General features: G+C 71.1%; 12 protein-coding genes. 4 read left to right on the top strand and 8 right to left on the bottom strand.

The genetic code is table 11. The features are described 5' to 3' along the window. Genes IEZ21_RS09810 through IEZ21_RS09785 form a run of 6 tightly spaced genes read right to left on the bottom strand, consistent with a single transcriptional unit; the run spans position 1 to position 5,818 of the window. Positions 1–402, bottom strand: a complete 402-nt coding sequence (locus tag IEZ21_RS09810; protein WP_189321486.1) for a cobalamin B12-binding domain-containing protein — start codon at positions 400–402, stop codon at positions 1–3. Next, entirely contained in the window at positions 402–1,988 is a 1,587-nt protein-coding gene (locus IEZ21_RS09805) for a methylmalonyl-CoA mutase family protein (protein ID WP_189321485.1), read from the bottom strand. Before IEZ21_RS09805 ends, IEZ21_RS09810 begins: the two co-directional genes overlap by 1 nt. Next, the gene (locus IEZ21_RS09800) at positions 1,985–3,448 is read right to left on the bottom strand and encodes a FadD3 family acyl-CoA ligase (RefSeq protein ID WP_189321484.1); all 1,464 of its coding nucleotides are present in this window, start codon (positions 3,446–3,448) and stop codon (positions 1,985–1,987) included. Before IEZ21_RS09800 ends, IEZ21_RS09805 begins: the two co-directional genes overlap by 4 nt. Beyond that, positions 3,445–4,626, bottom strand: coding sequence for an amidohydrolase family protein (locus tag IEZ21_RS09795; RefSeq protein ID WP_124445125.1), 1,182 nt, complete (start codon positions 4,624–4,626; stop codon positions 3,445–3,447). The genes IEZ21_RS09800 and IEZ21_RS09795 overlap by 4 nt, the downstream gene beginning before the upstream one ends. 29 nt (positions 4,627–4,655) lie before the next feature. Beyond that, positions 4,656–5,564, bottom strand: a complete 909-nt coding sequence (locus IEZ21_RS09790) for an NAD(P)-dependent oxidoreductase (protein WP_213089276.1) — start codon at positions 5,562–5,564, stop codon at positions 4,656–4,658. A gap of 2 nt (positions 5,565–5,566) precedes the next feature. After that, on the bottom strand, positions 5,567–5,818 hold the full coding sequence (locus tag IEZ21_RS09785) for a carboxymuconolactone decarboxylase family protein (RefSeq protein WP_189321482.1): 252 nt from the start codon (positions 5,816–5,818) through the stop codon (positions 5,567–5,569). Positions 5,819–6,038: 220 nt separating this feature from the next. Between IEZ21_RS09785 and IEZ21_RS09780 the strand changes: the two genes are divergently transcribed. Continuing rightward, the gene (locus tag IEZ21_RS09780; RefSeq protein WP_373302204.1) at positions 6,039–6,380 is read left to right on the top strand and encodes an HTD2 family dehydratase; all 342 of its coding nucleotides are present in this window, start codon (positions 6,039–6,041) and stop codon (positions 6,378–6,380) included. Here the strand turns inward: IEZ21_RS09780 and IEZ21_RS09775 are convergent. Further along, complete coding sequence (locus tag IEZ21_RS09775) at positions 6,366–7,940, bottom strand: AMP-binding protein (protein ID WP_189321481.1); 1,575 nt, start codon at positions 7,938–7,940, stop codon at positions 6,366–6,368. The genes IEZ21_RS09780 and IEZ21_RS09775 overlap by 15 nt on opposite strands. Positions 7,941–8,006: 66 nt before the next feature. Here IEZ21_RS09775 and IEZ21_RS09770 point away from each other — a divergent pair, with 66 nt between their 5' ends. From IEZ21_RS09770 to IEZ21_RS09760, 3 genes are read left to right on the top strand one after another with little or no spacing between them, the layout of a single operon-like run. Further along, positions 8,007–9,005, top strand: a complete 999-nt coding sequence (locus tag IEZ21_RS09770) for a ferredoxin--NADP reductase (RefSeq protein ID WP_189321480.1) — start codon at positions 8,007–8,009, stop codon at positions 9,003–9,005. Between the two features lie 10 nt (positions 9,006–9,015). Next, a complete protein-coding gene (locus IEZ21_RS09765) occupies positions 9,016–9,747 on the top strand; it encodes an enoyl-CoA hydratase/isomerase family protein (protein WP_189321479.1) in 732 nt (243 codons plus the stop codon). Further along, the gene (locus IEZ21_RS09760; protein ID WP_246567498.1) at positions 9,737–10,480 is read left to right on the top strand and encodes an alpha/beta hydrolase fold domain-containing protein; all 744 of its coding nucleotides are present in this window, start codon (positions 9,737–9,739) and stop codon (positions 10,478–10,480) included. Before IEZ21_RS09765 ends, IEZ21_RS09760 begins: the two co-directional genes overlap by 11 nt. Positions 10,481–10,504: 24 nt before the next feature. Here the strand turns inward: IEZ21_RS09760 and IEZ21_RS09755 are convergent, their stop codons facing one another. Beyond that, a complete protein-coding gene (locus IEZ21_RS09755) occupies positions 10,505–11,119 on the bottom strand; it encodes a TetR/AcrR family transcriptional regulator (protein ID WP_189321478.1) in 615 nt (204 codons plus the stop codon). Between the last annotated feature and the right edge of the window lie 75 nt (positions 11,120–11,194).

The raw sequence follows: 11,194 nt of genomic DNA, 5'->3' as shown, positions 1-11,194 counted from the left end.
TCACGATCGGTCGGCGGCGGCGGTCAGCCGGCGGATGTCGGTCACGATCTCGTCCAGGGGGGTGCCGGTCGGATACACGGCCGCCGCGCCCGCCTTGTGCAGGCGGCGGATGTCCGAGGCGGGAATCGAGCCGCCCACGACGACGGCTATGTCGCCGGCGCGGGCGGCGCGCAGTCCCTCGACGGTGCGGGTCGTCAGTGCGATGTGCGCGCCGGAGAGGATGCTCAGCCCGATGAGGGCGACGTCCTCCTGCACGGCGGTGGCGACGATGTCGGGCACCCGCTGCCGGATGCCGGTGAAGACGACCTCGAAGCCGGCGTCCCGCAGCGACCGCGCGACGATCTTCGCGCCACGGTCGTGGCCGTCGAGCCCGGGCTTGGCGATGAGTATGCGGGCGCCCATCAGAACACCACCGGCTGCCGGAACTCGCCCCACGCCGCCCGCAGCACGTCGGACATCTCGCCGACGGTGCAGTACGCGGCGGCGCAGTCCACCAGCGGCTGCATGAGGTTCACGTCCGGCGTGTCAGCAGCCCGCCGCAGTGCTTCCAGCGTGCGCCGCACGCCGGCGGCGCTGCGCTCGGCCTTGACCCGGGCGAGCCGCTTCAGCTGGCGCTCGCGTCCTGCGGCGTCGAGTTCGTACGTGGCGATGTCGGGGGCCGGCTCGTCGGTGGTGAACCGGTTGACGCCGACCACCGGGCGGACGCCGGACTCGAGGTCCAGGTGCGTGCGATATGCCTCGTCGGCGATGAGGCCCTGCAGGTAGCCGTCCTCGATGGCGCGGACCATGCCGCCGTGGTGCTCCAGGTCGTCCATGATCTCGATCACCTTCGCTTCGGTCGCGTCCGTGAGCGCCTCGACGAAGTACGAGCCGCCGAGCGGATCGGCGACGGCGGCAACGCCCGTCTCCTCGGCCAGGATCTGCTGGGTGCGCAGCGCGAGCGTCGCGGACTCCTCGCTGGGCAGCGCGAACGGCTCGTCCCAGGCCGCGGTGAACATCGACTGGACGCCGCCGAGCACCGAGGCCAGGGCCTCGTAGGCGACGCGCACGGTGTTGTTGCGGGCCTGCGGGGCGTACAGCGACGCGCCGCCGGCCACGCAGCCGAAGCGGAACATGCACGCCTTGTCGGTCGTCGCACCGAAGCGGTCGCGGACGATGCTCGCCCACCGCCTGCGCCCGGCCCGGTACTTGGCGATCTCCTCGAAGAAATCGCCGTGCGTGTAGAAGAAGAAGGAGATCTGCGGGGCGAAGTCGTCGATGGTCATCCGCCCGCGTTCCAGGACCGTCTGGCAGTAGGTCACGCCGTCGGCCAGGGTGAACGCCATCTCCTGTACGGCGTTGGCCCCGGCGTCGCGGAAGTGGGCGCCGGCCACCGAGATGGCGTTGAAGCGGGGCACTTGCCCGGCGCAGAACTCGATGGTGTCCGCGATCAGCCGCAGCGACGGCTCCGGCGGCCAGATCCAGGTGCCGCGGGATGCGTATTCCTTGAGAATGTCGTTCTGGATGGTGCCGGTGAGCTTCGCGCGCGGGATGCCGCGCTTCTCGGCGGCGGCCACGTACAGGGCGAGGAGGATCGCCGCCGTGCCGTTGATGGTGAAGCTCGTGCTGACCTCGTCGAGCGGGATCGAGTCAAAGAGGATCTCGGCGTCGGCGAGGGTGTCCACGGCCACGCCGACCCGGCCCACCTCGTCCCCGTACTCCGGGTCGTCGGAGTCGTAGCCGCACTGGGTGGGCAGGTCGAGGGCCACGGACAGGCCGGTCGAGCCCTGGTCGAGCAGGTAGCGGTAGCGGCGGTTGGACTCCTCCGCCGTGCCGAAGCCGGAGTACTGGCGGCGGGTCCACTTCCGGCCCCGGTAGCCGGTGGGGAAGTTGCCGCGGGTGAAGGGGTACGCACCGGGCGCGGGCGGCTGCCGGGTGACGTCGTCCGGCGCGTAGACGGACTTCAGCGGCAGGCCGGACGGGGTACGCACGTCGTCGGCATCGGTCATGACTGCGGTGCCACCTCCTCGGCGGCCAGCCGGTTCTTGAGCACCTTGCCGGTGGCCCCGAGCGGCAGCGCATCGCGGAACTCGACGTACCGGGGCACCTTGAACCCTGCCATCCGCTTCTTGCTCCAGGCGATCAGCTCGTCGGCGGTCACCTGCTGTCGTGCCACCACGAACGCCTTGCCGACCTGCCCCATCCGCTCGTCCGGCACCCCGATGACGGCGGCCTGCGCCACGGCCGGATGCTCGAGCAGGAAGCCCTCGATCTCCGCCGGGTAGGCGTTGAAGCCGCCGACGATGAACATGTCCTTCTTCCGGCCGACGATCTTCAGCCGGCCCTTCTCGTCCAGTTCCCCCAGGTCGCCGGTGTGCAGCCAGCCGTCGCGGTCGACGGCCTCGGCGGTGGCGGCGGGGTCGTCGAGGTAGCCCTGCATCACGGCGTAGCCGCGGACGAGGACCTCGCCGTCCTCGGCGATGCGCACCTCGAAGCCTTCGCAGGGGCGGCCGACCGTGGTGGCGACGGCCTCGTACGGGTCGCCGGGGCGGGACGCGGTCACGGTGCCGGCCTCGGTGAGGCCGTAGCCGGTCATCAGGTGCTGGAAGGGGAGTTCGGTGGTGATCCGGCGGACCAGTTCGACGGGGATGTCGGCGGAGCCGGTGACGGCGACGCGCAGCGACGACAGGTCCCGGCCCGGCGGGGCCGCGAGCAGCGAGTGGTAGAGCGTGGGCGGCCCCGGCAGTACGGTGACGCGCTCGCGCTCCACGAGGTCGAGCACCGTGCCGGGGTCGAAGACGGCGACCGGCAGCATGGTCGCGCCGCGCAGGAAGGAGGCGACCAGTCCGGCTTTGTAGCCGAAGATGTGGAAGTACGGGTTGACCATCAGGTAGCGGTCGCCGCGGCGCAGCTGGGCCAGGTCGCACCACTCGTCGTACAGGCGCAGCGTCTGGCCGTGGGTGGTCATGACGCCCTTGGGGCGACCCGTGGTCCCGGAGGTGAAGATGATGTCGGCGAGGTCGTCCTCGCCGACATCCCGCTCCAGCGGGGTGCCGGCAGCGAGGAAACCGGACCGCACGTCGACGACCGGCACACCGTCCGGTGCCGTGAACTCGCGGTCGAGGAAGCCGTCCTCGACAAGCACCGCCTTGGCCCCGCTGCGGCGCACGATGTCGTGCGCCTCCGCGTCCTTGAACCGGGTGTTCACGGGGACCAGCACGCCTCCGGCAGCCAGCAGCCCGAACGCCGCGACGATCCACTCGACGGAATTGGGCGCCCACAGCGCCACTCGGTCGCCCTTGTGGATGCCGAGCTCCGAGGCGTAGGCGCCGGCCGCCACCCGTATGCGATCGGCCAGCTCGCGGAAGGTGAGACGCGCTCCCCCGTCGACGACCGCCTCCGCGTCACCGAACCGGTCGGCGGCGCTGAGCGCCAGCTCAGGGATGCTGCGCCACCTCGACCCGCTCACGGGGCCATCAGGCGGGCCAGGTTGCCGCCCATGACCTTGGCCTTGTCGGTGTCGTCGAGCTTGCCGAGAAAGTCGACGTACGTCACCGGGTCGGCGAGGCCCTCCGGGTGGGGGTAGTCGGAGCCGAAGAGGATCCGCTCGATGCCGATCAGGTCGCCGAGGGCGGCCATGTCCTCCTCCCAGAACGGGCTGATGTGGATGTGCCGCTTGAAGACGTCGACCGGATTCTCCTGGAACTCGTGCGGCATCTTCTTGTACACATCCGCGAGCCGGCCCAGCACCGGCTCCACCCACGCGGCTCCCTGCTCGATCACCGCGATCTTCAGCTCGGGGAAGCGGGAAAGCATGCCGTGGCAGATCATCGAGGACACCGCGTCCTCGATCGGCCGCCACTCGTTCACCTGCCGGAAGGCGTTCGGCTTGAACGGCAGGAACTCGCGGGTGCTGCCCTCCCAGTCGTTCGCGTAGTTGGCGTAGCCGCTGTCGGAGGAATGGAAGGTCACGAGGACGCCGGTCTCCTGCACCCGCTTCCAGAACGGGTCGAACTCGGGCAGGGCGAAGGAGCGGGTGACGCCGCCCACCCCTGGCACGGGCGCGGGTCGCACGAGGATCGCGCGGGCGCCGCGTTCCACCACCCAGTTCAGCTCGTCGATCGCCTTGTCCACGAACGGCAGCGTGATCACCGGCACCGTGAAGATGCGGTCCTTGTAGACGAAGCCCCAGGTCTCGTGCAGCCACTGGTTGAGGGCGTGGATGACCGCGTGGATGAGCTCCGGGTCGTCCTTCATCCGCTCCTCGATGAGGCTGGCGAGGGTCGGGAACATCAGCGAGCGCTGGATGCCGAGCTCGTCCAGCAGCTCAAGCCGCGGGCCCGGCTCGCGGAAGGCGGGGATGGCGCGCATCGGCTCGCCGAAGATCTCCCGGCGCGTCTTGCCGTCGGGGTTGCCGACCTTGAAGTACTCCTCCATGGCGCCGGGACGGGCGACGACGTCGAAGGTCGGGTTCGGGATGTACTCGCTGATCTGCCCCCGAATGGCGATCTTGGTGCGGCCGCGGACGTCGACGTACTCGATCGCCCCGTCGTACTCCTTCGGGAGGAACCTGGTCAGGGCCTCGCGGGTCTCGTAGAGGTGGTTGTCAGCGTCGAAGAGCGGAAAGGGCAGCGTGCGCGAGGGCATGAGATCCTCCTTTGCTGATTGAGAGAACCTTATTCTCGCGACTGTGGCGAGGCAAGGCTGCGGCCGTCCCCGTTCCTGATGCCGCCGTGCGCCTCGACGAAGGGATAGACGCGCGTGAAGTCGGCACCGGGCTCCGCGTCCGCGAACCGCCGCCACAACGCGCCGACCAGCGCGCCGACTTCGTCCGGGACGTCCAGCTCCGCAGCGGTCCGCAGATACAGGTCCACGTCCTTGGCCATCAGCGAGTTGGCGAACCCGGAGTCGTAGTGGCCGGTGAGGACGTGGCGGGGGAACTTGTCCTCGGTGGCGCCGCTGCGGCCGCTGGAGGCGTTGACGACGTCCAGCAGCAGCTCCGGGTCGAGGCCGGCGGCGCGTCCGAACGCGACGGCTTCGCTGGTGGCGGCGAGCGCGGCGGCGGAGAGGAAGTTGTTGGCCAGCTTGAGCGCCTGCGCCATGCCCTGCCGGTCGCCGACCCTGCGGCGCCGGTCGCTGAGATCGGCGAGCACGGGCTCGACCGCGGCGCAGACGCCGTCCGGGGCGGCGTACATGACGGTGAGCGTCCGGGCGCGGGCCCCGGCCACGCCGCCGGATACGGGAGCGTCGGTGTAGCCGATCCCCTCCGCCGCGAGGACTTCCGCGATACGGCGGGCCGCGGCGACGCCGACGGTGGAGGTGTCCACGATGTATCCGGCACGGCGTCCCGCCGTCTCCGCGACCTCCCGTGCGACCTTCTCGCTGATCTGCCCGTCGGGGAGCGAGAACACCACCGTCCGCGCCCTGCGGGCCACCTCGGCGACGTCCTTGGCGAACGCGGCACCCGCCGGTGCCCGCCCCGGGCCTGCCGCGTCGTGCGCGACGACGTGGTGGCCGCGCTGCACGAGGTTGACTGCGAGCGCACCGCCCATGTTGCCGAGCCCGATGAATCCGACCGTGGCCACGCTCAATCGCCGCCTCTCGCGCCATCCGACGCCGCCCGCCGCGCGGCATCCCGCACCTCCTCGGTCTCGGCGAGACCACGACGCGCGGCGACACCCGCCGGCGCACCGCAGTAGGCGGCGATCTGGAACGGCAGTTCGCCCAGCTCTTCCTGGGTGACCCCGGCGCGCGGCGCGGCGGCGGCATCGACATAAGCGTCGCCGAGCACAGCTCGGCGTACGGCCCAGGTGTCCTTGAGGGGATCAGTTTGTTCCATGGAGCTCCTCCTGCCGCACGCATCTGCCATTCTCAGAAAGAGAGAATATGATTCTCGCCATGGTGAATCAACAGTACGGTTCGCGCCGACCGCAAGGAGATCGACGTGAAGCTGGGCTTCGTCGGTGCTGGACGGATAGGGCTTCCGGCGCCCGGCTACGCCCTCACCGAAGTCCCCCGCGCTTGACCGGCTGGGCGGCGATCACGGCGCGTGGCGCCTGGTGCTGCAGCCGGACGAGCGCCTCCTCTTCCGTATCAGCGCCCTCACCGCCGACGCCCACCGCATTCACTACGACGTCCCGTACTGCCGCGACGAGGAGGGCCACCCGGGCCTGGTGGTGCACGGTCCGTTGCTCGCGCTGCTGATGCTGGAACTCGTGCGCCGGTACGCGCCCGAGCGGCGGCTGCGCTCCCTGTCCTATCGGCTGCGGCGGCCCGTCTTCGCGGGCGAACACATCGCCGCTGCCGGGGCACCGACGGCGGACGGCGCCGAGTTGAGCCTCGCCACCGCGCGCGAGCGCCGCCACGCCACGGCCGAGGTGACGTTCTCACGCGCGGGGTGAGGCGATGTCCTGGCGGAGCACGAACTTCTTGACCTTGCCGCTGGCGGTGCGCGGAAAGTCCTCGACGGCATGGACTTCCTCCGGCCACTTCTGCCGGGCCAGGCCCGCCTTCGCGAAGTGGTCCCGCAGCTCCTCCAGGCCCGGCGGGCGCTGCCCGGGCAGCATCCGTACGACAGCGGCCGCGTGCTCGCCGAGGCGCGCGTCCTGGGCGGCGACCACGGCGGCCTCCGCGACGCCGGGCATGGTGAGGAGGATCTCCTCGACCTCAAGGGCGCCGATGTTCTCCCCGCCCCGGATGATGATGTCGGCCTTGCGGTCGGTGATGGTCAGGCAGCCGTCCTCGTCCACCGCGCCGATGTCGCCGGTGCGGTACCAGCCGTCGGCGTCGAAGGCCGCCTTGGTGAGTTCGGCGTCGGTGTAGCCGAGGCAGAGGTCGGGGCCGCGGGTGAGGATCTCGCCGTCGTCGGCGAGCCGCAGCTCGACGCCGTCCAGCGGCGGGCCGTCGGTGTGCAGGCGGATACGGGCAGGACCGTCGTAGGGAGTCCAGGTGACGGACGGGTGCTCGGTGGAGCCGTACGAGCGGAACGGCGTGATCCCGAGCGCTTCCAGCCGGGTCGTCACGGCCGAGGGGACGGCGGAGCCGCCGAGCCCCGCGTACTTCAGGCGGTCGATGTGCTCCGGCGTGCAGTCGGGGTGGTCGAGCAGGCTGGTCATGTAGTACGTGGCTCCCCCGCCGACGACCAGCCCCTCGGTCAGGATCAGGTCGAGAGCCTGTGCCGGGTCCCAGGCGTCACCGAGGTTGACGGGCGAGCCGTCCAGTACGGGGATGAGGAACGCGTTGATCATGCCGATGAAGTGGCCGACGGGCGCCACGGTGAACTGCCGTCCCCGGTCCGGCGGATAGGCCCCGGAGAGCTGGCGGGTCTCGCAGGCGAGAGTCTGGTGGCTGTGCACCACGCCCTTGGGATCGCGGGTCGTGCCGGAGGTGAAGGCGACGAGCGCGGGCGCGGCCGGGTCGGCGTCGAGCGTGCCGGGCAGTTGCTCGTCCGCGAGCAGTTCGTCGAAGTCCCGGCCCACGCCGCCTCCGACCACGCCGACCACCGGGACGTCGGCGCTGAGCGCCGGGTCGAACTTCAGGCGGCCGAACCCCTCGGCGGCGAAGAAGGCCCGCGGCCGGGTGGAACGCAGGATGTAGCCGACCTCCTTCGGCCCGTAGAAGTGCACGATCGGGACCACGACCGCGCCGAGGAACGCCGACGCCCAGAACACAGCCGCCGCTTCCATCCAGTTGGGCAGCTGGAAGGCGATCACGTCGCCGGGGCCGACGCCGCGGCGCCGCAGCCCGGCCGCGAGCCGCCGGGCGGTGCGCTCGACATCGGCGAAGGTGCCGTTCCAGGGGCGCACCCGCGAGTGCACGCGGAACTCGACGTCAGGGGTTGACCGCAAGCCGCGGGTCAGCAGGTCGCCGAGCGATTCGCGGGTCCACCAGCCTTCCTCCTCGTAACGCCGGACCAGGTCGGGCGAGATCGTCCTGAGCGCGGTGGCCGGGATCGTATCCATGGAATGAACCGCCTCCTCATTACATGAGAATTGCACTCTCTCATGCAGAGAAGGTAAGTTCCATACATGGCACGCGACCACGGTTTCCATCCTGTGCGTATCACGCGGATCGTCGAAGAGACCCCGGACGTGCGCACCTTCGCGCTCGATACGTGGTTTCCGTACCAGGCAGGACAGTTCGTGACCGTGCGGGCGTGCGGAACGCTGCGCAGCTACTCGATGTCCAGCTCACCGGACGTGGACGACGAGCTGTGCGTGACCGTCAAGCGGGTCCCAGGAGGGGTCGTGTCCTCCTGGATGCACGAGGAGTTGCGGGCCGGGGACACGCTGGAGGCCACCTTGCCCAGCGGCTCGTTCTGCCTGCGCGAGAACGCCACCCCGGTGGTCGCCTTCGCCGGTGGCAGCGGGATCACGCCGGTCTTCTCACTGGTCAAGAGCGCGCTGGCGACGACCGGGCGCGAGGTGCGGGTGCTGACCGCCAATCAGGACGCCGACTCGGTCATCTTCCGCGACGCGCTGGACAGCCTGGCGCACCGCCATCCGGACCGCTTCCGCCTCCACCACCATCTCGACGACCGGCAGGGGTTGGTGAGCGCTGACGAGATACGGGCCGTGGCGGCCGGGGCGCTCGACGGCGACTTCTACGTCTGCGGCCCCGAGCCGTACATGGCTCTCGTGCGCGGGGAGCTCGCCGGCCTCGGCATACCCGACGAACGGCTGCTCGTCGAGCGGTTCACCCCCGTCGGGGCACCGTCCGCGCCGGCGCCGGAGACCGATCGGGTGCGGCAGGAGGGCACCGTCACCATCAGGCTGCGCGGCGATCAGCGCACCGTTCCCCAGCGAGCCGGCGAGACGCTGATCCAGACCGCCCGGCGCGCCGGATTCACTCCGCCCTTCTCCTGCGAGGCGGGCGACTGCGCGACCTGCATGGCGCGGATCACCGAGGGCGAGGCGAAGATGCGCGTCAACAACGCCCTCGACGAGGACGAGGTCGCCGAAGGCTGGGTGCTGACCTGCCAGGGCGAGCCCATCACGCCACAGGTCTGTGTGGTCTACGACGACTGAAAGGCCGGACATGGTCGACCTCGAAATCGACGACGGGCTCGCCGTCATCACCATCGACCGCCCGCACGTGCGCAACGCCATCGGGCCGGACACGATGGCGGGCCTGGAGAAGGCACTCGACACCGTCACCGACGCGGCGGACGCGGTCCATGCGCTGGTCGTGACGGGCACGGGCGACAAGGCCTTCGTCTCCGGCGGTGATCTCAAGCAGCTCGCGGAAATCCGCACCGAGGAGGGCGCGCTGGAGATGGCCCTGCGGATGCGGGCCATCTGCGACCGGATCGCCGCCTTCCCGGGCCCGGTCGTCGCCGCGCTGAACGGGCACGCCTTCGGCGGCGGCGCCGAGTTCGCGCTGGCCGCCGATATCCGCGTCGCCGCCGACGACATCCGGATCGCCTTCAACCAGGTCACGTTGTCGATCATGCCTGCCTGGGGCGGCGCCGAGCGGCTCGCCGCCCTCGTCGGCCCTGGGCGTGCGCTGCTGCTGGCGGGCACCGGCGAGGCCCTCGGCGCGTACGAGGCCGAGCGGGCGGGCCTGGTGGACCGGGTGCTGGCGCGGGCGGAGTTCGCCGACGGATGGCGGGAGCTGGCGCGCCGGCTTGCCTGCCGTCCGTCGCGGGAGATCAAACAGGCAATGCGACCCGGCTGCCCGCCGCGGGAGGCCGCGCGGGCCTTCGCCCGCCTCTGGGTCGCCGATGAGCACTGGCAGGCGGCGGAGAGGATGATGGCACGTGGCAAGTGACCTTCGCGTGGCGGAAGGGCCGTTCGGGCCCGAGGTGCATCCGCTTGGCCGGGCGGTGGACCACATGGTGCTGTACGTCCACGGGGACCCACGGCTCGGCGGCACTCCGCACGACGCGCTCCCCATGGCCCGGGAGCTGTCCCGGGCGACGGGCTGCACCGTGGTCTGCGCACGCTATCGGGCCGCTTTCCCCGCGGCCCTGGACGACGTGTGCACGGCGTATGCATACGCACGCGAGCGCGGCCCCGTCGCTCTGGCCGGGAAGCGGCTGGGGGGTGGACTGGCCGCCGGGCTGCTGCTGCGGCTGCGCGACGAGGGCGTGGACCTGCCCGTGTGCGCGGCTCTGCTGACGCCGCTGCTGGACCTGACCCTCGACGCGCCGAGCCTGCTGCTCAACGCGGCGGCGGACCGTACGACGGACGTCGATGTGCTGCACCGGCGCGCCGCGTCGTATGCGGGCCGAGCCGCCCGCGACGAGCCGCTGCTGAGCCCACTGCACGGCAATCTGCACGGCCTGCCGCCCCTGCAACTGCAGGCCGCCGGCACCGATGTGCTGCTCGACGACGCGCTGGGGTTCGCGGCCCGCGCGGCTCGTTCCGGCGTCACGGTGGACCTGCGAGTGCACGAGGACGCGTCCGCGCTGGGTCTGGCCCAGACCGGCGCGACCGCGGCCTTCCTGCGCGCGCACGCGAGCGCACACCGCGTACCACTGCCGTCCGACGGCGCGCGCTGACTTCTCGCCGTCCGTACCGCCCGGTCACCCGGCGGTACGGGCCTGTCCGCCCCGCTCGCCGGCAGCGGGTGCCTCGGCCGACCCGAGCAGTAGCGCCCTGATCGAGTCGCGGACGAGCACAGGATAGGTCTCCTCCTCGTCCGCCTGCACCAGCCACTGCTGCTGGAGCCCCGCCACCAGCGCCAGCAGCGCGGCGGCGCCCGCGCGCGCGGTCAGCCCGCTGGGCAGCCGGGGGCCGTAGCAGGCGGTCAGCTCGCGGGTGATCATCTCGTTGAGCTCGCGGCTGCGCGCACGTGCGAACCCGCGGGCGGGTTCCTGTCCGATGGCGGCTTCGGCCATGACGACGCTGTGCACCTGCGCAAGCGAGGGGATGCCCAGGTCGAACTCGAGGGCCTCTGCGAAGCGGCAGGCCATGTCCGGTGGCTCGTCGTCATGGTCCACATGCTGCCGGGTGAGCGCCTCGCGGAAATGGAGCAGAGCGAAGTACAGCCGCTTCTTGCTCGGGTAATAGTGCAGCACGCCCTGCCGGGTCAGTCCCGCCCGCTCCGCCACCGCGTCGATCGACGTACCCCGGTAGCCGCGCTCGACGAACACCTCCACCGCCGCCCGCAGTATCTGCTCGTGCCGCACCGAATCCATGGCTTCACCCTCTCGTCCCGCAGGTGACCGTGAACCCTGTCACCTTACGGACGCGCCGGATCGCGCGGGAGAGGC

Origin of the sequence: Streptomyces flaveus (genome assembly GCF_014647675.1) — a bacterium.
Lineage (GTDB): Bacteria > Actinomycetota > Actinomycetes > Streptomycetales > Streptomycetaceae > Streptomyces > Streptomyces flaveus.
The sequence above is the reverse complement of the archived record's forward strand: the minus strand, read 5'-3'. Positions and strand labels throughout refer to the sequence as shown.

Bases quoted from the DNA above. Each gene is read 5' to 3' on its own strand.
- IEZ21_RS09765 (WP_189321479.1), top strand. From the start codon at position 9,016: ATGGTCGACCTCGAAATCGACGACGGGCTCGCCGTCATCACCATCGAC.
- IEZ21_RS09785 (WP_189321482.1), bottom strand. From the start codon at position 5,818: ATGGAACAAACTGATCCCCTCAAGGACACCTGGGCCGTACGCCGAGCT.
- IEZ21_RS09770 (WP_189321480.1), top strand. From the start codon at position 8,007: ATGGCACGCGACCACGGTTTCCATCCTGTGCGTATCACGCGGATCGTC.
- IEZ21_RS09775 (WP_189321481.1), bottom strand. From the start codon at position 7,940: ATGGATACGATCCCGGCCACCGCGCTCAGGACGATCTCGCCCGACCTG.
- IEZ21_RS09795 (WP_124445125.1), bottom strand. From the start codon at position 4,626: ATGCCCTCGCGCACGCTGCCCTTTCCGCTCTTCGACGCTGACAACCAC.
- IEZ21_RS09755 (WP_189321478.1), bottom strand. From the start codon at position 11,119: ATGGATTCGGTGCGGCACGAGCAGATACTGCGGGCGGCGGTGGAGGTG.
- IEZ21_RS09805 (WP_189321485.1), bottom strand. From the start codon at position 1,988: ATGACCGATGCCGACGACGTGCGTACCCCGTCCGGCCTGCCGCTGAAG.
- IEZ21_RS09810 (WP_189321486.1), bottom strand. From the start codon at position 402: ATGGGCGCCCGCATACTCATCGCCAAGCCCGGGCTCGACGGCCACGAC.